Below are 20,401 nucleotides of genomic sequence, written 5' to 3' on the forward strand. Positions count from 1 at the left end.
GCCGGGGTCCTGGATGCGCCTTTGGCGCGGATTACTGGCTCAGCGACGACGCGGCGTCGTAGGCATTGGTGAAGCCCGCGAGCGACATCTCGACCACGACTTCCTGGTCCGGTGCCAGCGCGGGCACGATCCTAACGCGCGCGGTGGCGCCGGCGCGGAAGCGGTCGATATCGGCCTGCGTGAAGCCGACGCGCGCGTAGCAGCCGATCGGGTTGCAGAACGAGAAATCGTAGCGCCGCGGCTCGCCCCCATCGACGCTGATCGTCAGCTTCTGGGTCAGCAGCGTCTCGAGCGGGACGACGAAGGTGCCGCCGGCCACCGCCTGGCCGCCATTCTCGAGCTTGAAGATGCTCGCTTCGGCCACGCTCGAGCCGCCGGCATCCTCGAGAAGCTGGTACATCTGGCAGATCTCTTCGCCGTCCTGCACCTCGATGCACTGCAGCGCCCAGTCGTCGAAGGTTTCCTTGACGTAGGTCTGCGGCTCGGACGGCGCATTGCCTTCGCCGAGATCGAGCGGACCGCCGATCGTCGAGCGGTTCGTCGGCGCCTGCGCGTCGGCGGCCGGTGCCTCGGTCGTCTCGGGCGCGGCTGTCGGCTGGTCCTGCGTCTCGGTGTCCTGCGCCAGCGCCGGCGCGCCGGCGAGCGCGGCCATGATCGACATGGTGATGAGCGGATGTTTCATGAACGCCCCCTGCGTTTCTTCGGGTGTGGCCTGCCGCCTACCATGCGCGCGCGGCGGTGTCAGGCCGATTTTGTCGCAGGCCGGCAAGCCGCCGCCGAGCAAGGGGCGCTGGATGCCCCCCGCCGATGCGGTCGGAATGTCCGCGTCGGCCGCCGAAAGTCACGGGCCGGAAACGCGAAAAGGGGCCGATGGCCCCTTTCCTGTTTTCTCCCTGTCGGACCGGCCGACTTTGTAATTGATGGGAACGCTACGAAAGTCGTAGGCATCGGTCAACAGGCTTTATGGGCGGGGCCGAGGCGCACGAACGATGCCCCGCAACCCCGGGCGAGGGCGGGACAAAGCCGGCTGGCTCTGGCGGGGAGCGCGGCGCCCCTTCCGGGAAAGGGGCCGCGCCGTTTCGGGCGCGGCCAGTCAGACAGGGAGGAAGTCGCCCAAGACAGGAGAGGACATGAAGCCTTGGACAGGTTCACCCTGCCAGAAAGAGGTTAACAAAGGGTGTGGGAACCCGCTTTTCCGGCAGGTCCTAAGACTATTTCGACGGTGCCCGGCCCGCACGCGGGCTTGACGCCGGGGAAGCGCGGTATCACGGTTTCCCCAGCATCCGCCCGCGGCCGCGATGCCGGGCCGAGGCGCCCGCCGCGCCGGGCCGGGCGGCGACGACCAGGGCCCGGTTGGGCCGGCGCAGAACAAGAAGGACGACGACGATGCAGATGAGCGACAGCCGCCGGATCGAAGCCCCACAGGACGTGGTCTGGGCCGCGATCCTCGACCCCGAGGTGCTCAAGCGCTGCGTGCCCGGCTGCACCGAGATGACCGGCAACGCCGAGGACGGCTTCGAGGCGACGGTCGTGCAGAAGGTCGGCCCGGTGAAGGCGACCTTCAAGGGCACCGTGAAGGCGCTGGACATGGACGCGCCCAACGCCGTGACCCTGTCGGGCGAGGGCAAGGGCGGTGCCGCGGGCTTCGCCAAGGGCGACGCCAAGGTGACGCTGGCGCCCGACGGCGACGGCACGACCCTGACCTACGAGGTAGAGGCGAAGGTCGGCGGCAAGCTCGCGCAGCTGGGCAGCCGGATCATCGACGGTTTCGCCAAGAAGATGGCCGACCAGTTCTTCCAGAACCTGCAGGACGCGGTCGAAGGCCCCGCCGACCCCGACGAGGCCCCCGAGGCCGACAGCCAGGAGGGTCAGAAGAAGGGCTGGTTCAAGCGGATGGTGTCGTCCTGACCCGCCGCGCCTGGGCAAAAACGAATTCGCCGCGGACACGCTCCGGCGGCAGCAAAGACGGACTTCCGGGAGGAGAGACATGAAAGACGTGACGATGACGGTGAACGGCAAGACCGTCAAGAAGCCGGTCAAGGGCAACACCCTGATGACCGAGTTCCTGCGCGAGACTCTGCGCCTGACCGGCACCCACGTGGGCTGCGACACGTCGCAATGCGGCGCCTGCGTGATCCACGTGAACGGCGAGGCGGTGAAGGCCTGCACCATGTTCGCGATGGAGGCCGAGGGCGCCGAAGTCACCACGATCGAGGCGATGGCCAACGCGGACGGTTCGCTCAACACGATCCAGCAGGCGTTCCAGGATCACCACGGGCTTCAGTGCGGCTTCTGCACGCCGGGCATGGTGATGTCGGCGGCGGCGCTGCTGAAGGACAACCCCAAGCCGACCGAGGCCGAGGTGCGCGACTACCTCGAGGGCAACATCTGCCGCTGCACCGGCTACCACAACATCGTGAAGGCGATCATGGCGGCCTCGGGGCAGGATGTTAGCCGCATCGCGGCCGAGTAAGCGGCGGTCGAAGGGTTCGGGCCGGGCACCGCCCGCCCACAGGGAGGAGACAGACAATGCCGAAGGATCACGGGATCGGTGCGAGTCACAAGCGGCGCGAGGACGTCCGCTTTCTGACCGGAACCGGGCAATACACCGACGACATCAACGTGGCCGGCCAGGCCTACGTGCATTTCCTGCGCTCGGACGTGGCGCACGGCCGCATCAACGGGATCGACACGGCCGAGGCCGAGAAGATGCCCGGCGTGGTGCGCATCTTCACCGGCAAGGACTTCGAGGGCGTGGGCGGTCTGCCCTGCGGCTGGCAGGTGACCGACAAGCACGGCCAGCCGATGAAGGAACCCGGCCACCCGGTGCTGGCGCAGGGCAAGGTGCGGCACGTGGGCGATCCGATCGCCGCCGTGGTCGCCGACAGCCTCGAAGAGGCGCGCGACGCCGCCGAGGCGATCGTGCTCGACATCGAGGAACTGCCCGCCGCCATCGACATGAAGGCCGCGCTGCAGCCCGGCGCGCCGAAGGTGCACGACGATCTGGACGACAACCTGTGCTACGACTGGGGTTTCGTCGAGGAAAACAAGGCCGCCGTGGACGAGGCCTTCACCAAGGCCGCGCACGTCACCACGCTGGAATTGCGCAACAACCGCCTCGTCGCCAACCCGATGGAGCCGCGCGTGGCGGTGGGCGACTACAACCGCGCGAACCAGGAATCGACGCTCTACACCACGTCGCAGAACCCGCACGTGATCCGGCTGCTGATGGGCGCCTTCGTCCTCGGCATCCCCGAGCACAAGCTGCGCGTCGTGGCGCCTGACGTGGGCGGCGGCTTCGGCACCAAGATCTTCCACTACGCCGAGGAAGCCTTCTGCACCTTCGCGGCGAAGGCCTGCAACCGCGCGGTCAAGTGGACGGCTTCGCGGTCCGAGGCGTTCATGTCCGACGCGCATGGCCGCGACCACGTGACAAAGATCGAGCTGGCGCTGGACGCTGACAACAACTTCACCGCGCTGCGGACCGAGACCTACGCCAACATGGGCGCGTATCTGTCGACCTTCGCGCCGTCGGTACCCACCTGGTTGCACGGCACGTTGATGGCGGGCAATTACAAGACGCCGCTGATCTACGTGAACGTGAAGGCGGTGTTCACCAACACCGTGCCCGTCGACGCCTATCGCGGCGCCGGCCGCCCCGAGGCGACGTTCCAGCTGGAACGCGTGATCGACAAGGCAGCGCGCGAACTGGGCGTCGACCCGGTCGCGCTGCGCCGGCAGAACTTCGTGACCGAGTTCCCGTACCAGACGCCCGTTGCGGTGGTCTACGACACGGGCGACTACACCGCCACGATGAACAAGCTCGAGGAGATCGCCGATCTTGCCGGGTTCGCCGCGCGCCGCAAGGACAGCGAGGCGAAGGGCAAGCTGCGCGGGCTGGGCGTCAACTGCTACATCGAGGCCTGCGGCATCGCGCCGTCGAACCTAGTGGGACAGCTGGGCGCGCGCGCGGGCCTGTACGAATCCGCCACCGTGCGCGTCAACGCCACCGGCACGATCAGCGTGATGACCGGCAGCCACAGCCACGGGCAGGGGCACGAGACGTCCTTCCCGCAGGTGGTGGCCGAGATGCTGGGCATCGACGAATCGATGATCGACATCGTGCACGGCGACACGGCGCGTACCCCGATGGGCATGGGCACCTACGGCTCGCGCAGCCTTGCCGTGGGCGGCTCGGCCATCGTGCGGGCGACCGAGAAGATCATCAACAAGGCCAAGAAGATCGCGTCGCACCTGCTCGAGGCCTCCGAGGCGGATATCGAGCTGAAGGACGGCGCCTTCACCGTCGCGGGCACCGACAAGTCGGTGGCCTGGGGCGACGTCACGCTCGCGGCCTACGTGCCGCACAACTACCCGCTGGAAGAGATGGAGCCGGGGCTGGAGGAGACGGCGTTCTACGACCCGTCGAACTTCACCTATCCCGCCGGCGCCTATGCCTGCGAGGTCGAACTCGACCCCGAGACCGGCAAGGTGACGATCGAGCGCTTCGCCGCGGCGGACGATTTCGGCAACGTCATCAACCCGATGATCGTCTCGGGCCAGGTGCACGGCGGCATCGCGCAGGGCATCGGACAGGCGCTGCTGGAAAACTGCGCCTATGACGAGAACGGCCAGCTGCTGTCGGCGTCCTACATGGATTACGCCATGCCGCGCGCCGACGACCTGCCGTTCTACAGCGTCGATCATTCGTGCCAGACGCCGTGCACGCACAACCCGCTGGGGGTGAAGGGCTGCGGCGAGGCGGGGGCCATCGGCTCGCCCCCGGCGGTGATCAACGCGGTGGTGGATGCACTGCAATCGGGCGGCCACAAGGTCGACCACATCGACATGCCGGCGACGCCGGGGCGCGTCTGGCAGGCGATGCACGGGTGAGACGATTGGCGGCGCCGGGGGCTCTGCCCCCGGACCACCGGGAAATTTGTGGACCAAAGAAGCCCCGAGCGGCGCGGTTCAACGGACGGAGAAAGACATGTACTCATTCGAGATGGAGCGGCCGACATCGGTTGCCGAGGCGGTCAAGGCGCTGGGCCAGGACGAGGCGCAGCCGCTGGGCGGCGGGCAGACGCTGATCCCGACGCTCAAGCAGCGGCTGGCGATGCCCAGCGTGCTGGTCAGCCTGTCGGCGATCGACGAGATCAAGGGCGTGTGCCTGACCGACGACGGCAAGCTGGCGATCGGCGGCGGCACCACCCACGGCGTGGTGGCGCGCGACGCGGCGCAGCACTACCCCGGCCTTTCGTCGTTGGCTGCGCGCATCGGCGACCCGGCGGTGCGCAACCGCGGCACGATCGGCGGCAGCCTGGCGAACAACGACCCCTCGGCCTGCTATCCGGCGGCGGCGCTGGCCTCGGGGGCGACGATCGTGACCGACAAGCGCGAGATCGCGGCAGACGACTACTTCCAGGGCATGTTCGCCACCGCGCTGGACGAGGGCGAGATCATCACCGAGGTGCGCTTTCCGATCCCCGAAAAGTCGGCCTACACGAAGTTCGAACAACCCGCGTCGCGCTTTGCCCTGGTCGGCGTGTTCGTCGCCAAGTACGCGGACAGTGTCCGCGTGGCCGTGACGGGCGCTTCGGAAGCCGGCGTGTTCCGCTGGACCGAAGCCGAGGAGGCGCTGTCGTCGGACTTTTCCGAGAAGGCCGTATCCGGCCTGACGGTGCCCGCCGACGGCATGATCGCCGACCTGCACGGAACGGCGGCCTACCGCGCGCACCTGGTGGGTGTGATGACCCGCCGCGCGGTCACGGCAGCCGCCTGACGCTTTTGCCTTGAGGCGATCGATCGGGGCGGCGGTGCCGTCGCCCCGGATGCCGGCGCGCGGGATCTCGGTCCGCGAAATCCAGCTGGATCAGGACGCGCCGTTGCGGTCGTCGGCACTCGCAGAGCGGCAGGCGCGCGCGAGGTCTTCGATCACTGCGCGGGGATCGCCGGCATCGGCTTCGGCGCCATTGATAGTCTCAGTCGCGTCCGCCGATGCCGCGCGGGCAGGCTGCGCGCGACACAAGGCCTCGGAAGCGCGGTCCAGCGCATCGGCAAGACCCGCGAAGCCTGCGGCCATGCGTGCGTCGACCAGGCGCGACACCCGGAACGTCAGGGCGTCGAACGCGTCCTCGACCAAGGTCTCCGAAAGGGCCGGGGCGCGCGCCGCTGCCTGGGCCTGTGCGGCGGCCTGGCGGGCGGAAAGGTCGGCTATCGCTTGCAGCACGGCGTCGTCGCCTTTCGCATCCGGCGCGGCGCGCTCGGCCACGTTTGCCAGCATCGCGTGCAGCGTGTCGAACCGGGTCTGCTGATCCGTGGCCAGCTGCGTCAGCGTGTTCGAGTCCTGCTCGTCCGACGTGGCGAGAGAGGCCAGCGTATCGAGCAGAGCGTCGTGCCGCGTGCCCATGTCCTCGGCCAGCGCGTCGATCGCGGACTCGCCGCCCGCCAGCGCGCCCAGCATGTCCTGCATCGCATCGAGGCGCGCGTCCATTTCGGCCGCGGCCCGGCGGCTCTCGGCCAGCGTCGTCAACTGGTCGTGCATGGCCTGCAGCCGCGTCTCGATCTGCGCGAGGCGGTCGTCCTCGTGGCCGTCGATGTCGGTGTCGAACAGCCGCTGGAACGTGAATTCGAGCTGCTCGAGCCGGTCCATCAGCAGGTCGAGCCGGTGCTCGACCACCGTGCCCTCGACCTCGGGCGGGCGGGCGGATGATCTGCTTCCCTTCGCCCGGAAACTGGCGAAGACCGGCGACTTGGCCACGGCGAGGGTTTGCGACATCCGATGGTTCCCCGGTTTCGACGTGGCCGAGCGTGCCGGAATTTCCTTAATGAACCGTTTCGGACGCCAGGCGATTCGCATTTGGCCTTCCGAGGCGTGGATAGTGACGCCCCCATGAGACGATTGTTCGCATTCGGAAACGCCACGGGCGTGCCGTCCCGCCACAGGCCGGCGCGCCGACCACGTCGGTGGCCAGGGGCGAAAGCCGGGCACGCAGATCGCGCCAGGGATGAAACTCGCCGGTCCAGCGGACGCAATCACGAGACGATCGCCGCCATTGACCACGGACCCGGTAAAGTCCGCTGGCACTTGCCGCGCCGATGCCACGCGGGAGGCGCCCGTTCGCCGCAGGGAACCCGTGCCGCGAAAGCGGATATCCCGCGATTTGCCAATAATTTGTTTTTCTTCACGAAGACTTGCGACAATATCCGCTCACGACCTGCTGGCCACGGGGGCGGCCGCATCGCTGAAATTGCATCTTGCGTGATGTGTCGGACGCCCCTGGGCAGAACCGCCCCGGTCCGTTGCCTGCCCTGCGGGGCAGCGACGAAAACGGGTGCATTCCGTCACACCACGAATCGGAATTCATGTGCCGAGGCGGGCCCGCCGCCTTGGACGAGTGTCACGATCGACCGCGTTTGAACACGAGAGGCCTGCCAGATGCCTGATCTTTTCCTGAGCTGGGGTGCGCTTGCGTCCTACAACTCGAACCTGCCCGACGGCTCCGTCACGTCGGTCGACACCGGGGGCGTGGCGGTCTCGGTGGGTTTCTCGGCGGATGATGCGAACGCGCAGGCCTTCACGTTCGAGACGCCGGGATACACCGCGCCGGGCGAGCCGTTCGACTCGGACTCGTACCTCAAGCTGCGCGACAGCACCAACGACGACGGCCAGCCCGACACCTCGACCACGACGATCAACTTTTCGGCCACGGACGCGCTCTATTCCGACGAGGTGCAGAACGTCTCGTTCCGGATCAACGACATCGACGCCCGCGCGACGGGGGGCGACCTGCACACCGGGGGCACCGGCTGGCAGGACATCGTGTCGATCCGCGCCTTCGACGCGGAGGGCAACCCGGTATCGGTCACGCTGACGCCCTTGGGCACGCTGGCGGCCTCGGGCGACACCGCGACGGGCAACTCGGTCACCGACTTCACGTCCGAGAACGGCTCGCTTCGGGTCGACATCGCCGGCCCCGTGTCGCGGATCGAGATCGACTACGACAACGGCGGCGACTCCGCGCAGACGATCATGGTCTCGGACGTGCATTTCTCGACGCTGCCGGTCGACGACACGCTGACCGCCGTGGACGATTCCGCCGAGACGGACGAGGACGTCGCGGTGGTGATCGACGTGCTCGACAACGACGTGGATTCCAATGGCCAGCCGCTGACGGTGACCTCGGCCACCGCGACCAACGGCACGGTGACGATCAACCCCGACAACACGCTGACCTTCACGCCCGACCCCGACTACAACGGCCCGGCGACGATCACCTACATAATCGAGGACACCGACGGAAACACCGACAGCGCCGACGTGGCGATCACGGTCAACCCGCTCAACGACCCGCCCGTGGCGATCGACGACAGCGCCACCACGGACGAGAACACGGCCGTGACCATCGACGTGCTGGCCAACGACAGCGATCCCGACGGCGATCCGCTTACGGTGACGGGCCTCGGCACGCTGGCGCCGGCCAACGGCTCGGTCGTGATCAACGGCGACGGCACGCTGACCTACACGCCGAACGCGGGCTTCTCGGGCACCGACAGCTTCGAATACGTGGTCGAGGATCCCGATGGCGCCAGCGCCGTGGCACTGGTCACCGTCACCATCGACGAGACCGGCGAGCCGCGGATCGACACCGATGTCTTCCCCGTCGCACCCGGCGACCAGCCGCGCGATCCGCTCGACGGGCTGGACCAGGACCCCGATCCCGACGACGACCGCGAGACGTTGACCGGCGACGGTTCGGCCGACGTGTTCGACGGCGGTGACGATTCCGACACGATCAGCGGCAACGGCGGCAACGACACGATCGAGGGCGGCATCGACGACGACGTTATCGACGGCGGCGGCGGCGACGACCTGATCACCGACATCCAGGGCGCCGACACGGTCTATGGCGGGCAGGGCGACGACACGATCATCGTCGGCACCGACACGTTCAGCGACTACGAGGGCGACGATCCGTCCTTCGGGCCGGGCACGCTGCTCAACGACCTCGGCTTCACCTCGGACCCGAACCCCGACGACGGCCGCGATTACGTCGAGGGCAACCTGGGCAACGACTCGATCATGACCGGCGACGATGCCGACACGATCGACGGCGGCGGCGGCAACGACACGATCGACGCAGGCATCGACGACGACAGCGTCATGGGCGGGCAGGGCGACGACGTCATCTATGGCGGCCACGGATCGGACACGCTGGATGGCGGGCAGGACGACGACTACATCGACGGCTCGAACATCCCCGCGCTGGAACTGACCGACGACGTCGACCCGGTGCCCGACAACGACCGCGACTACATCATGGGCGCGCTGGGCAACGACACGCTGATCGGCGGCGACGACGACGACACGCTGCTGGGCGGCTCGGGTGACGACAGCCTCGACGGCGGGATCGACGACGACAGCCTGCTGGGCGGTGAGGGCAATGACACGCTGCTGGGCGGGCAGGGCGGCGACACGCTGAACGGCGGCGCCGGCATGGACGCGATCGACGGCGGCGCCGACCGTGACGTGATCGTCGTGGACAGCCAGTCCGACGTCTACATCGACGACCTGACCTTCGAGACGGTCGACGGTGGCTCGACCGGCGACGACTTCGACCGGCTCGACCTCTCGGCCATCGGCGAGCGCGACGTCGACTGGCGGCTGGTGAACACCACCACCGACAGCGACGGCAACGGCCTCGACGGCACGGTCGAGTTCCTCGACGGCGACGGCAACGCGACCGGGCGGTTCGACTTCGTCAACATCGAGGAGGTGGTGCCCTGCTTCACCCCCGGCACGCTGATCGCCACCCCCGAAGGCGAGCGCCCGGTCGAGGATCTGCGGCCCGGCGACCGGGTGATCACCCGCGACAACGGCATCCAGCCGCTCGCGTGGGTCGGCCGCAAGGACCTGACCGGCGACGACCTGGCGTGCAACCCGCACATGAACCCGGTGCGGATCCGGCGCGGCGCGCTGGGCAAGGGCCTGCCCGAGCGTGACATGCTGGTCTCGCCCAACCACCGCGTGCTGGTCGCCAGCGACCGCGCCGCGCTCTACTTCGAAGAGCGCGAGGTCCTGGTCGCGGCCAAGCACCTGACCGGCATGCACGGCATCGACACGGTCGTGGCGGCCGAGGTGTCCTACATCCACGTCATGTTCGACCGGCACGAGGTCATCCTGTCGGACGGCGCCTGGACCGAAAGCTTCCAGCCGGGCGACTACTCGCTGCGCGGGATCGACGAGGAGCAGCGCGAGGAGATCCTGGCGCTCTTCCCGGAACTCGCCCGCGCCGAGGGGCTGGATCGCTACGGCGCGGCCCGCCGCTCGCTCAAGCGGCACGAAGCGCTGTTGCTGACCGCGTGATGTCGGCCCGGTCGGGTAGGTAGGAACATCAAGGGGCGGTCTTCGGGCCGCCCTTCGTTGTTTGCGGGCGGATCAGGCGCCGGGATTCGCGTGGCGCCAGGCGCGCCACGCCTCGGGCGTGTCGAGGTCGGTCAGCGCGCGCGCGCCCGTCAGCGGCACCCGGACCAGCCTGTGGCGGTTGGCCTGCACCACAGTGCGCCCGCCCGTGTCACCGGTGACCTCTCTCAGCGCCGGCAGGCAATCGGCCGGAAAGATCACCGGGTGCCCGGGGGTGCCGTCGCCACCGGTGGCCTGCACCAGAAGCGCCGAATCCGCCGCGTCGAAGCGGGCGAACAGCGTCGCGATGTCGGCGGCGTCGATGTCCGGCATGTCGGCGGGCAGGATCGCCAGCCCCCGCACCCCCGGCGGCAGGCAGGCGACACCGCGGCGCAGCGACGCGGCCATGCCCGTGGCGGCGTCGGGCACGGGCACCAGCCGCAGCGGCAGGCCATGCAGCGCCGCGACGCGGGGATGATCGAGCGCGGGCACGGTGACCAGCACGGCGGCGCCCGCTTCCAGCGCGCGTTGCGCCTGGCGCCGCAGCAGCGGCAGGCCGTCGACCATCTCCAGCAGCTTGTCGCGGCCCTCCATGCGGCGGCTTGCCCCGGCGGCGGGGATCAGGATGGCGTGCGGGTTCATGCGCGCAGCTTGCCCGTCCGCGCGGTGGTTGCAAACGCAAATGCCCGGACCTTTCGGCCCGGGCATGTCGCGCGATCGGTCGGTCTCGCGATCAGAAGGTGAAGGCCACCTGCAGGCCGACGCCCACGGCGTGGTTGTCCTCGAACTCGGCCACGGCCTGGTCGGCCACGCCAGCATCGGCGTCGCCCAGCCACGTGTAGTTCACTCCGCCCGACAGCGACATCGGGCCGTCGTTGTAGCGTGCGCCCAGCGAGAGGCCGAACAGGCCGTCGGTGGGCCCCAGCGGCGACACGGTCTCGTTGTCGTTGGTCGGCTCGTAGCTGATCGAGGCCGAACCGGCGAGCTTCTCGTTGAACTGGCGGCCGATACCCAGCGTGTAGCGGTGGCTGTCCTCCAGGTCGACGAGGTCCGATCCCAGCGCCTCGGGCACCAGATCGACGGCCGAGAACTCGGTCCAGCGGTAGCCCAGCGTCAGCAGCGTGCCCGGCGCGATGCCGGTCTGCGCCTCGAGGTTGAAGCTTTGCGGGGTCACGTATTCGACTTCGCCGTCCGTGGTCGTCCCGAAGACGGTCTCGGTCGTGTCGGCCTTGTGCTCGGTCTCGAAGCGATAGGTGCCGGCGATGCGCATCGCGATCGACGGGATCTCGTAGGCGGCGCCCAGCAGGTAGGTCGGGCGGTTCGTCTTCTCCATCTCGAAGTCGTAGCCGTCACCGGCGACGAACGCGCCGCGCGTCGGCGCGAACGAGGAAGCCAGGTTGGTGTATGCGGTAGAGCCGTAGGTGCCGATTATGGCGTCTCGGGCATCTGTGTCGCCAGCGATTGCCGCGCCAAGAACCGAACTGTCCAGTTCCGGCACGCCGGAGGGAAGCCCGGCGTTGAACTGGCTGGTGATCGCGCCGGTGGTGATCGCGTTGGCGTAGGCGTTGCCGTTCAGCGTGACCTCGGCGTCGACGCTTTGCACGCCGAGCCCGGCGAAGACGCTGAAGCGCTCGTTGATCGCGTAGCGGCCGACGAAGGTCAGCGCCTGGCTGTTGAGGTCGGCCATCGTGCCGCCCAGGTTCGACGTGGTCGGATCGTCGTCGTAGGACACGTCCGCGCCGTAGGGCTTGTCGAGGATGATGGCGTAGTTGAAGCCGCCCTTGACCGCGTTGGTATAGCTCAGGCCCGGCTGGACGTAGTTCTCGCCCACGTCGTAGTCGCCGCCACCGCCGCCGGTGTCCTCGCCGGTGATCGACGGCATCACGTAGCCGAAGCTCAGCCGCGCGGTGCCGGCCTCGTCGAAGATGGCAGAGACGCTCTGGCCCGAGCGGTCGAGCCCGCCGGCCTGCGCGCCGGTGGCCGCCAACGCCGCGAGCGCGGCCCCTGTCAGTGTCTTTTTCATGGTGTCCTCATCCCTCGTGCCCGCAACCCGCAAAGGCGGAGGCGCGCTCTCCTGTCCGATAGGAATGCGGGTTGGTGAATTTTTCGTCAATTTTTACGCGGCGTCAGGAAAAAGCGGCCGTTACGGAAACGTCACGTATTTGACACGCTCCGCGCCCGGGCCGAGCGGCGGCTTTCCACCACGATGTTGGCGTAGTTCGCACCGAAGATCACCAGCGCGCCGAGGCCGACGAACGGGTCCAGAACCTCGCCGTAGACGGCCATGCCGACGATGGCGATCACCGGCAGCCGCGCGAAGTCCAGCGGCATGACCACCGTCGCCGGCGCGAAGCGCAACGCCGTCGTCAGGCAGAAATGCGCGACCAGCCCCGCGCAGGCGATCAGCACGACCCAGGGCCAGCTCGCGGCCGCGGGCAGGGCGATGTCGCCGTCGAACCCGGCGCAGATCACGCCGAACGCGGCCTGCATCACCGTCAGCCAGAACAGGATCGAGGTGATCGTCTCGGTCCGCGTCAGGCGGCGGGTGAAAACGGCCGAGCCGGCGAAGCCCACCGCGGCCAGCGCGGCGGCGATCTGGCCGGCCTCGATCGTGGCGATCGACGGGCGCGTGACGATCAGGATGCCCACGAAGCCCGCCGCCGCCGCCAGCACGCGGTTGAGGGTCAGCCGTTCGCCCAGGATCACCACCGACAGCAGCATCACCCAAAGCGGCGAGGTGAACTCGAGCGCGAAGACCTGCGCCAGCGGGATCATGGCGATCGCGTAGAACCACAGGTTCTGCCCGGCGAAATGGCACAGGTTGCGCACCCCGTGCAGGCCCAGCTTGCGCGCGCGCACCTCGCGCAGCGTGCCCGCGGCACCGGCCACCCCGACCACCAGCACGATCCCGATGAGCGAGCGGTACATCATGATCTCGAACGTATCGAGATCCAGGCTCACCGCGCGGCCGGCCACGGCCATGGTCGTGAAGGACAGGATCGCGCCCAGCATCCAGGCGGCGGCGCGCAGGGTCTCGTTCATCGGGGGCCTTGGAGGTTTGGATGCGCCGCCTGCACACGCATGCGGGAAGGGCGCCGCGGACGGGCCGCGGCGCGGCCGCGTCAGCTTTCCTCGACCAGCTGGGCCTTGGCCTTGACCATCATCTCCTCGCGCTTGGCGCGGATCTCGGCGTCGGTCGCCTTGTCGCCCAGGTCGGCCGCGACCTTGCGGATCACGTCGTCATGGCCGGCTTCCTCGAAGTCGGCGCGGATGACCTCCTTGGCGTAGGCGTCGGCATCGTCGCCGGACTTGCCCAGCTTCTCGGCGGCCCACAGACCCAGCAGACGGTTGCACCGGGCCTCGGCGCGGAACTTCATTTCCTCGTCATGGGCGAACTTGTTCTCGAAGGCGCTTTCGCGGTCGTCGAAGGTGCTCATCTGTCTGGCTCCGGTCGAATGATCTGGTCCGGCCCCGGGTATGACGCGGCGCCGCGCGGGGCGCAAGAAAAAGCGCGTGGTGCGCGGCTTGCGGGAATGGGGTCCATGCAGTATGTCACAGCCACCGCGTGTCCCGTCCGGGCGACGCGGCTCTCTTTCATGGAAAGGGCCTTCATGGCACGCCGCAAGAAGATTTACGAAGGCAAGGCGAAGATCCTTTACGAAGGGCCCGAACCCGGCACCATCGTGCAGTACTTCAAGGACGACGCCACCGCCTTCAACGCGGAAAAGCGCCAGGTGATCGAAGGTAAGGGCGTGTTGAACAACCGCCTGTCGGAATTCTTCATGACCGGGCTCAACGCCATCGGCGTGCCCACGCACTTCATCAAGCGCCTCAACATGCGCGAGCAGCTGGTCCGCGCGGTCGAGATCATCCCGCTCGAGATCGTCGTGCGCAACGTCGCCGCCGGCTCGCTGGCCAAGCGGCTGGGCATGGAGGAGGGCGCCGACCTGCCGCGCCCGATCGTCGAGTACTACTACAAGGACGACAAGCTGGGCGACCCGATGGTCACCGAGGAACACATCGCCGCCTTCGGCTGGGCCAGCCAGGCGGACATGGACGACATCGTCGCCCTTGCGCTGCGCGTGAACGACTACCTGTCGGGCCTGATGTACGGCGTCGGCATCAAGCTGGTGGACTTCAAGATCGAGGTCGGCCGCGTCTACGACGGCGATTTTCAGCGCCTGATCGTCGCCGACGAGATCAGCCCCGACAGCTGCCGGCTGTGGGACATCGAGACCGGCAAGAAGCTGGACAAGGACGTGTTCCGCCGCGACCTGGGCAACCTCGCCGATGCCTATACCGAGGTCGCGCAGCGCTTGGGCGTGATGCCCAAGCAGGCCGCGCAGATGGGCAAGCCCCGCCTGATCAACTGAGACCGCGGCCCGGCCCCGCGCCGGGCCGTCCGGCCGCACACACCCCACCGGACACCAGGACTGACGAAGGAACCGCACGCATGAAGGCACGGGTCGAGATCATGCTCAAGACCGGGGTCCTCGACCCGCAGGGCGAGGCCGTGCGCCACGCGCTGGGCGCGCTGGGATTCGACGGCGTCGACGGCGTGCGGCAGGGCAAGGTGATCGAACTCGACGTCGCCGACGGCACGACCGAGGCGACCATCGCCGAGATGTGCGAGAAGCTGCTCGCCAACACGGTGATCGAAAGCTACCGGATCGAACTGGCCTGATCCGTCGCCGGGCGCCCACGGCCCCGGCTTTGTCCCCCGACGCAGACGCGCCGCGCCACGCAAGGATTTCAGCCCATGAAAGCCGCCATCCTCGTCTTCCCCGGGTCGAACTGCGACCGCGACCTCGCCACCGCCTTCCGCGCCGCCGGCTGCGACGTGGCGATGGTCTGGCACAAGGACACGTCGCTGCCCGCGGGCACCGACATCGTCGGCGTGCCGGGCGGGTTCTCCTTCGGCGACTACCTGCGCTGCGGCGCCATCGCGGCCAACGCGCCGGTAATCGGCGCGCTGCGCGACCACGCGGAACGCGGCGGCTACGTGCTGGGCGTGTGCAACGGCTTCCAGGTGCTGACAGAGACCGGCCTGCTGCCCGGTGCCCTGCTGCGCAACGCGCGGCTGAAATACATCTGCCGCACCGTCGGCCTGCGCGCCGAGGGCGAAAGCCTGTTCACCGACGCCTACGGACCGGGGACCGAGATCGCGCTGCCGATCGCGCATCACGACGGCAACTACTACGCCGACGCGGACACGCTCGACCGGATCGAGGGCGAGGGCCGCGTCGCCTTTCGCTACACCGAGACGCCCAACGGCTCGCAGCGCGACATCGCCGGCATCCTGTCGGAAAACCGCCGCGTGCTGGGGATGATGCCGCACCCCGAACGCGCCTGCCATCCGGCGCACGGCAACACCGACGGTGCGCGCCTTTTCGCCCATCTGTCGACGGCGCTGACGGCCGCTTGACTTGAGGCTGCGCGCCTGTGCGCGTATCCTGCCCGCCATGTCAGACAATTCCGAGCCACAGGGCCGTTTCCGACGCTCGAACCCGCTGTCCTGGCGGGTGCGCCTGGCGTTGGCGATCCTGCTCGGCGTGGCGATCGCCACGATCTGGGTCACGCACCTGCTGCTGACCGACCGGTTCACCGAGACGACGCGCAACCGGGCCGAACTGCGCCTCGCGCTCTATTCCGGCAACCTGGTGTCGGAACTGCGCCGCAACGCCATCGTGCCGCAGCTTCTGGCGCGCGACCCGGCGCTGATCGGCGCGCTGAACGGGGCCGACTACTCGCAAAGCTCGCAGCGGCTGATTTCCTACGTGGACGAGATCGGCGCCGCCTCGCTGATGCTGCTGGACGGCGAGGGGCGCACCGTCGCAGCGACCGACCGCAACCGGCTGGGCGAACGCCACGCGGATGCGGCGTATTTCACCGAGGCCATGCGCTCGGCCTCGACGGTGTTCACCTCGATCCCGCGCGAGGCGGGCGGCTACCAGTTCACCTATTCGCGCCGCGTCGAAAGCCAGGCCTCGCCCGTCGGCGTCATCGTGGTCGAGGTCGACCTCGCCAAGTTCGAGCGCGCCTGGGCCGGCATCTCGGACGCTGTGATGGTCACCGACAGCGACGACGTCATCATCCTCGCGACCGAACCGCGCTGGCGCGGGCTGAAGCCCGAGGTCGCGCTGGAACGCCAGCCGCCGACCGGCGCGATCGAGCGAGCGATCCAGGCCACCGCGGACTGGACCGCGCAGGACGCCGACGCCTACCTGCGCGGCGAGGCGGTGATGCGCATCAACGGCCGTATCCCGTTCCGCGGCTGGACGCTGACCACGTTCACCACCTATGCCAGCGTGCGCGAGCGGGTGAACGCCGTGCTGGCGCTGGAGATCATGGGCTTCGCGCTGCTGGCGGCCCTCGCGTTCTACGCGCTGTCGCGCCGCACCGCGCTGCGCATGGCCCTGTTCCAGCGCGAATCCGACGAGCTGCGCAAACTCAACGCGCGGCTCAGCCGCGAGATCGCCGAGCGCGAGCGCGTGCAGAAGAACCTTGCCGTGGCCGAGCAAAGCCTGGCACAAAGCTCGAAACTCGCCGCCCTGGGCGAGATGTCGGCCGCCGTCAGCCACGAGCTCAACCAGCCTCTGGCGGCGATGAAGACCTACCTCGCCGGCGCGCGGCTGCTGCTGAACCGCAACCGCCCGGACGAGGCGCTGTCGGCCTTCCACCGCATCGACGACCTGATCGAGCGCATGGGCGCCATCACCCGCCAGCTGAAATCCTACGCCCGCAAGGGCCAGCAGGACCTGACGCCCGTGGACATGGCCGATGCGCTGGCCAGCTCGCTGTCGATGATGGAGCCGCAGCTGAAGGCGCGGCGCGTGAAGATCTCGAAGATCCTGCCCGACGCGCCGGTGCGCGTGCTCGGCGACCGCATGCGGATCGAGCAGGTTCTCGTCAACCTGTTGCGCAACGCGCTCGACGCCACCAAGTCAGTGGCCGAGCCGCAGATCGAGATCCTGCTCGCGGCGGGCGAGACCGCGACCCTGTCGGTGCGCGACAACGGCCACGGGATCGAGGAGATGGAAGCCCTGTTCGAGCCCTTCTACACCACGAAGGCGCCGGGCGACGGGGTGGGGCTTGGCCTGGCGATCTCGTCGGGCATCGTGAACGAGCTTGGCGGGCGGCTGACGGCCCGCAACGGAGAGAACGGCGGGGCGGTGTTCGAGATGCAGCTGCCCGTGCTGACCCAGCAATCGCAAGCGGCGGAGTAGGCAATGGCCAATGCCATGAAGATCGCAATCGTGGACGACGAGAAGGACATGCGCCAGTCGATCAGCCAGTGGCTGGCGCTGTCGGGCTACGACACCGAAAGCTACGCCAGCGCCGAAGAGGCGCTGGGCGCGCTCGGCCCCGACTATCCCGGGATCGTGATTTCCGACATCAAGATGCCCGGCATGGACGGGATCCAGTTCCTCAAGAAGCTGATGGGCAACGATTCCACGCTGCCCGTCATCATGATCACCGGCCACGGCGACGTGCCCATGGCGGTCGAGGCGATGCGCGTCGGCGCCTTCGACTTCCTGGAAAAGCCGTTCAACCCCGACCGCATGTCCGAGCTGGCCAAGAAGGCCACCAACGCGCGGCGCCTGACGCTCGACACTCGCGCGCTGCGGCGCGAGCTGGGCGAGGGCGGGCAGATCATGCAGAAGCTGATCGGCAGCAGCCCCGTCATGCAGCGCCTGCGCGAGGATATCCTCGACCTCGGGCAGGCCGACGGCCACGTCCTGATCGAGGGTGAGACCGGCACCGGCAAGACGCTGGTCGCCCACGCCCTGCACGCGGTCGGCACCCGCGCCGGCAAGAAGTTCGTCCTGCTGTCGTGCGGCGCGCTGGACGAGGCCGCGCTGATGCGCCGCCTCTTCGGCCCCGCCCAGCCCGACGAGACCTGGCTGCCGGCGATCGAGGAGGCCCGCGGCGGCACGCTGGTGCTCGAGGATATCGAGGCGCTGTCGGACGCCGCCCAGGCGCGCCTGCTGTCGGCGATCAACGACCAGGGCAACCCGCCCGAGACCCGCATCGTCGCGATCTGCAACCTCCAGGACGAGGGGCGCACCTGCGAAAGCGCGCTGCGTGCCGACCTGTTCTACCGGCTCGCCGCGCTCAACATCACCGTGCCGCCGCTGCGGGCGCGCGGCGAGGACATCCTGACGCTGTTCACCCGCCTTTCCGAGCAGTTCGCCGAGGAATACGGCTGCGAGGCGCCCAAGGTCTCGGCGCAGGAGGCGGCACAGCTGCTGCAGGCGCCGTGGCCCGGCAACGTGCGCCAGCTGATCAACCTTGCCGAACGCGCGGTGCTGCAATCGCGGCGCGGGCAGGGCACCATCGCCTCGCTGCTGATGAGCGATCACGACAGCATGCAGCCGGTGATGACCACCGAGGGCAAGCCGCTCAAGGAATACGTCGAGGCGTTCGAGCGGATGCTGATCGACAACACGATGCGGCGCCACAAGGGCTCGGTCGCCGCGGTGATGGACGAATTGTGCCTGCCGCGCCGGACCCTGAACGAGAAGATGGCCAAGTACAGCCTGCAGCGCGCGGACTACCTCTAGCGTGCCGGGCGCGCGCCCGGCCGGGACGACGCGGGCGGGCGACTGGGCCACCCTTGCGGGCCGCTGCCTGATCGCGGCGCTCTTCGTGGCGGGGGCGGTGCAGAAGTTCGTCGATCCCGAACCGGCGCGCGCGCTGCTGGCCGGCTGGGCCTTGCCGGGCTGGGCGATCTGGCCCGCGGCGGTCTTCAACCTGTCGGCCGGACTCGCGCTGATCGCCGGCATCGCGGTGCGCCCGCTCGCGGCGATGCTGGCGGCCTATTGCGTCGTCACCAGCCTCTTCCACCTGGTGCCCGACGATCCGTGGCAGATGTCCATCTTCGTCAAGAACTGGGCCATCGCCGGCGGCTGTCTCGTGCTGGCCGCACACGGAGCGGGACGCCTGCGCGTGCGCATGGGCTTGCGCAGCGGCGGCGGGCGTGATCGCCTTCCCGGCACACAAGAATAGGGAATCGCGGCATGAGCGGACTTCTGGCGCTACTGGACGACGTGGCCGGCATCGCCAAGATAGCCGCCGCTTCGGTCGACGACATCACGGCGCACGCCGCCAAGGCGGGGTCCAAGGCCGCGGGCGTGGTGATCGACGACGCCGCCGTGACGCCGAAATACGTGACCGGGTTCGAGCCCGCGCGCGAGCTTCCGATCATCTGGCGCATCGCGCGCGGCAGTCTGATCAATAAGCTTGTGATCCTGCTGCCCATCGCGCTGCTGCTGTCGGCCTTCGCGCCTTGGGCGCTGCCGCCGCTGCTGGTGCTGGGGGGCTGCTACCTCTGTTACGAGGGGGCCGAGAAGGTCGCCCATGCCTTGGGCGCGGGCAAGGATCACGGCGGCCCCGACGGAAGCCACGCGGTCAAGGATCCCGGCAAGCTCGAGGAGCAGAAGGTCAAGGGCGCGATCAAGACCGACTTCATCCTGTCGGCCGAGATCATGACGATCTCGCTCGCCACGATCGAAAGCGACAGCATCCTGCTGCAGGCGGTGATCCTCGCCGTCGTGGGCGTGGGCATCACGGCCGTCGTCTACGGCGCGGTCGCGGTTATTGTGAAGATGGACGATATCGGGCTGTGGCTGGGCAAGAACGGCACGACCGGGGCAGGGCGCGCGCTGGGGCGTGGCATCGTCAAGGTGATGCCCGGCTTCCTCAAGCTGCTGGCATTCGTCGGCACGGTCGCGATGCTGTGGGTCGGCGGGTCGATCATCCTGCACTCGATCGGGCAGATGGGCTGGCACGGCCCCGAGGATCTGGTGCACGACATCGCCTATGGCGCGTCCGAGAACGGCGCCGTGCGCTGGAGCATCACCGCCGCGATCGACGGCGTCTTCGGCCTTGCGCTGGGGATGCTGCTGGTGCCGCTGGGGGCGAAGGTGATCGCGCCCGCATGGGGCGCGATCTTCGGTGCGGACAAGGCGGACAAGGCGGCCTGAGGGCCGCCCGCCC

General features: G+C 68.7%; 18 protein-coding genes. 12 read left to right on the forward strand and 6 right to left on the reverse strand.

Annotation, left to right across the window (positions count from 1 at the left end; genetic code table 11):
- Nucleotides 1-31: 31 nt before the first annotated feature.
- A complete protein-coding gene (locus ACFDTC_RS00545) occupies nucleotides 32-682 on the reverse strand; it encodes an invasion associated locus B family protein (protein WP_375256902.1) in 651 nt (216 codons plus the stop codon).
- Nucleotides 683-1,386: 704 nt separating this feature from the next.
- Between ACFDTC_RS00545 and ACFDTC_RS00550 the strand changes: the two genes are divergently transcribed.
- The 4 genes from ACFDTC_RS00550 to ACFDTC_RS00565 all read left to right on the forward strand — a co-directional run bounded on the left by ACFDTC_RS00550 (nucleotide 1,387) and on the right by ACFDTC_RS00565 (nucleotide 5,782).
- Nucleotides 1,387-1,908 carry a CoxG family protein gene (locus ACFDTC_RS00550; RefSeq protein WP_375256903.1) on the forward strand — a complete coding sequence of 174 codons (522 nt, stop codon included), beginning with the start codon at nucleotides 1,387-1,389 and terminating at the stop codon, nucleotides 1,906-1,908.
- Nucleotides 1,909-1,987: 79 nt separating this feature from the next.
- Nucleotides 1,988-2,473, forward strand: coding sequence for a (2Fe-2S)-binding protein (locus tag ACFDTC_RS00555; protein ID WP_375256904.1), 486 nt, complete (start codon nucleotides 1,988-1,990; stop codon nucleotides 2,471-2,473).
- Between the two features lie 56 nt (nucleotides 2,474-2,529).
- Nucleotides 2,530-4,893 (forward strand): xanthine dehydrogenase family protein molybdopterin-binding subunit, encoded by a 2,364-nt coding sequence (locus ACFDTC_RS00560; protein WP_375256905.1) that lies wholly within the window; start codon nucleotides 2,530-2,532, stop codon nucleotides 4,891-4,893.
- Nucleotides 4,894-4,990: 97 nt separating this feature from the next.
- Nucleotides 4,991-5,782, forward strand: coding sequence for an FAD binding domain-containing protein (locus ACFDTC_RS00565; RefSeq protein WP_375256906.1), 792 nt, complete (start codon nucleotides 4,991-4,993; stop codon nucleotides 5,780-5,782).
- Between the two features lie 90 nt (nucleotides 5,783-5,872).
- On the opposite strand, the gene ACFDTC_RS00570 is transcribed toward ACFDTC_RS00565, so the two are convergent.
- Nucleotides 5,873-6,991 carry a hypothetical protein gene (locus tag ACFDTC_RS00570; protein WP_375256907.1) on the reverse strand — a complete coding sequence of 373 codons (1,119 nt, stop codon included), beginning with the start codon at nucleotides 6,989-6,991 and terminating at the stop codon, nucleotides 5,873-5,875.
- 447 nt (nucleotides 6,992-7,438) lie between these two features.
- Here ACFDTC_RS00570 and ACFDTC_RS00575 point away from each other — a divergent pair, with 447 nt between their 5' ends.
- Nucleotides 7,439-10,366 carry a Hint domain-containing protein gene (locus ACFDTC_RS00575; protein ID WP_375256908.1) on the forward strand — a complete coding sequence of 976 codons (2,928 nt, stop codon included), beginning with the start codon at nucleotides 7,439-7,441 and terminating at the stop codon, nucleotides 10,364-10,366.
- Nucleotides 10,367-10,438: 72 nt separating this feature from the next.
- Here the strand turns inward: ACFDTC_RS00575 and ACFDTC_RS00580 are convergent, their stop codons facing one another.
- The 4 genes from ACFDTC_RS00580 to ACFDTC_RS00595 all read right to left on the reverse strand — a co-directional run bounded on the left by ACFDTC_RS00580 (nucleotide 10,439) and on the right by ACFDTC_RS00595 (nucleotide 13,839).
- Nucleotides 10,439-11,044: an NTP transferase domain-containing protein gene (locus ACFDTC_RS00580; protein WP_375256909.1), complete on the reverse strand. Its 606-nt coding sequence runs from the start codon at nucleotides 11,042-11,044 to the stop codon at nucleotides 10,439-10,441.
- Between the two features lie 91 nt (nucleotides 11,045-11,135).
- Nucleotides 11,136-12,425 carry an outer membrane protein transport protein gene (locus tag ACFDTC_RS00585; RefSeq protein ID WP_375256910.1) on the reverse strand — a complete coding sequence of 430 codons (1,290 nt, stop codon included), beginning with the start codon at nucleotides 12,423-12,425 and terminating at the stop codon, nucleotides 11,136-11,138.
- 131 nt (nucleotides 12,426-12,556) lie between these two features.
- Complete coding sequence (locus tag ACFDTC_RS00590) at nucleotides 12,557-13,444, reverse strand: DMT family transporter (RefSeq protein WP_375256911.1); 888 nt, start codon at nucleotides 13,442-13,444, stop codon at nucleotides 12,557-12,559.
- Nucleotides 13,445-13,524: 80 nt separating this feature from the next.
- Nucleotides 13,525-13,839, reverse strand: coding sequence for a DUF1476 domain-containing protein (locus tag ACFDTC_RS00595; protein WP_375256912.1), 315 nt, complete (start codon nucleotides 13,837-13,839; stop codon nucleotides 13,525-13,527).
- A 174-nt stretch (nucleotides 13,840-14,013) separates the two neighbouring features.
- Here ACFDTC_RS00595 and purC point away from each other — a divergent pair, with 174 nt between their 5' ends.
- The 7 genes from purC (at nucleotide 14,014) to ACFDTC_RS00630 (ending at nucleotide 20,388) form a co-directional block, all read left to right on the forward strand.
- Nucleotides 14,014-14,775, forward strand: a complete 762-nt coding sequence (gene purC, locus ACFDTC_RS00600) for a phosphoribosylaminoimidazolesuccinocarboxamide synthase (protein WP_375256913.1) — start codon at nucleotides 14,014-14,016, stop codon at nucleotides 14,773-14,775.
- Between the two features lie 80 nt (nucleotides 14,776-14,855).
- Nucleotides 14,856-15,086, forward strand: a complete 231-nt coding sequence (purS, locus tag ACFDTC_RS00605) for a phosphoribosylformylglycinamidine synthase subunit PurS (protein WP_375256914.1) — start codon at nucleotides 14,856-14,858, stop codon at nucleotides 15,084-15,086.
- A 75-nt stretch (nucleotides 15,087-15,161) separates the two neighbouring features.
- Nucleotides 15,162-15,827, forward strand: a complete 666-nt coding sequence (gene purQ / locus ACFDTC_RS00610) for a phosphoribosylformylglycinamidine synthase subunit PurQ (RefSeq protein WP_375256915.1) — start codon at nucleotides 15,162-15,164, stop codon at nucleotides 15,825-15,827.
- 37 nt (nucleotides 15,828-15,864) lie between these two features.
- On the forward strand, nucleotides 15,865-17,628 hold the full coding sequence (locus ACFDTC_RS00615) for an ATP-binding protein (protein ID WP_375256916.1): 1,764 nt from the start codon (nucleotides 15,865-15,867) through the stop codon (nucleotides 17,626-17,628).
- A 3-nt stretch (nucleotides 17,629-17,631) separates the two neighbouring features.
- A complete protein-coding gene (locus tag ACFDTC_RS00620; RefSeq protein WP_375256917.1) occupies nucleotides 17,632-18,966 on the forward strand; it encodes a sigma-54-dependent transcriptional regulator in 1,335 nt (444 codons plus the stop codon).
- A gap of 1 nt (nucleotide 18,967) precedes the next feature.
- On the forward strand, nucleotides 18,968-19,411 hold the full coding sequence (locus ACFDTC_RS00625) for a DoxX family protein (RefSeq protein WP_375256918.1): 444 nt from the start codon (nucleotides 18,968-18,970) through the stop codon (nucleotides 19,409-19,411).
- 11 nt (nucleotides 19,412-19,422) lie between these two features.
- Complete coding sequence (locus ACFDTC_RS00630) at nucleotides 19,423-20,388, forward strand: DUF808 domain-containing protein (protein ID WP_375256919.1); 966 nt, start codon at nucleotides 19,423-19,425, stop codon at nucleotides 20,386-20,388.
- Nucleotides 20,389-20,401: the final 13 nt, after the last annotated feature.

Origin of the sequence: Citreimonas sp. (assembly GCF_042096055.1) — a bacterium.
In the GTDB taxonomy this organism is placed as follows: Bacteria; Pseudomonadota; Alphaproteobacteria; order Rhodobacterales; family Rhodobacteraceae; genus Citreimonas.

Coding starts and splice junctions, on each gene's coding strand:
- ACFDTC_RS00545 (WP_375256902.1), bottom strand. CDS start 682: ATGAAACATCCGCTCATCACCATGTCGATCATGGCCGCGCTCGCCGGC.
- ACFDTC_RS00550 (WP_375256903.1), top strand. CDS start 1,387: ATGCAGATGAGCGACAGCCGCCGGATCGAAGCCCCACAGGACGTGGTC.
- ACFDTC_RS00555 (WP_375256904.1), top strand. CDS start 1,988: ATGAAAGACGTGACGATGACGGTGAACGGCAAGACCGTCAAGAAGCCG.
- ACFDTC_RS00560 (WP_375256905.1), top strand. CDS start 2,530: ATGCCGAAGGATCACGGGATCGGTGCGAGTCACAAGCGGCGCGAGGAC.
- ACFDTC_RS00565 (WP_375256906.1), top strand. CDS start 4,991: ATGTACTCATTCGAGATGGAGCGGCCGACATCGGTTGCCGAGGCGGTC.
- ACFDTC_RS00575 (WP_375256908.1), top strand. CDS start 7,439: ATGCCTGATCTTTTCCTGAGCTGGGGTGCGCTTGCGTCCTACAACTCG.
- ACFDTC_RS00580 (WP_375256909.1), bottom strand. CDS start 11,044: ATGAACCCGCACGCCATCCTGATCCCCGCCGCCGGGGCAAGCCGCCGC.
- ACFDTC_RS00585 (WP_375256910.1), bottom strand. CDS start 12,425: ATGAAAAAGACACTGACAGGGGCCGCGCTCGCGGCGTTGGCGGCCACC.
- ACFDTC_RS00590 (WP_375256911.1), bottom strand. CDS start 13,444: ATGAACGAGACCCTGCGCGCCGCCGCCTGGATGCTGGGCGCGATCCTG.
- ACFDTC_RS00595 (WP_375256912.1), bottom strand. CDS start 13,839: ATGAGCACCTTCGACGACCGCGAAAGCGCCTTCGAGAACAAGTTCGCC.
- purC (WP_375256913.1), top strand. CDS start 14,014: ATGGCACGCCGCAAGAAGATTTACGAAGGCAAGGCGAAGATCCTTTAC.
- purS (WP_375256914.1), top strand. CDS start 14,856: ATGAAGGCACGGGTCGAGATCATGCTCAAGACCGGGGTCCTCGACCCG.
- purQ (WP_375256915.1), top strand. CDS start 15,162: ATGAAAGCCGCCATCCTCGTCTTCCCCGGGTCGAACTGCGACCGCGAC.
- ACFDTC_RS00615 (WP_375256916.1), top strand. CDS start 15,865: ATGTCAGACAATTCCGAGCCACAGGGCCGTTTCCGACGCTCGAACCCG.
- ACFDTC_RS00620 (WP_375256917.1), top strand. CDS start 17,632: ATGGCCAATGCCATGAAGATCGCAATCGTGGACGACGAGAAGGACATG.
- ACFDTC_RS00630 (WP_375256919.1), top strand. CDS start 19,423: ATGAGCGGACTTCTGGCGCTACTGGACGACGTGGCCGGCATCGCCAAG.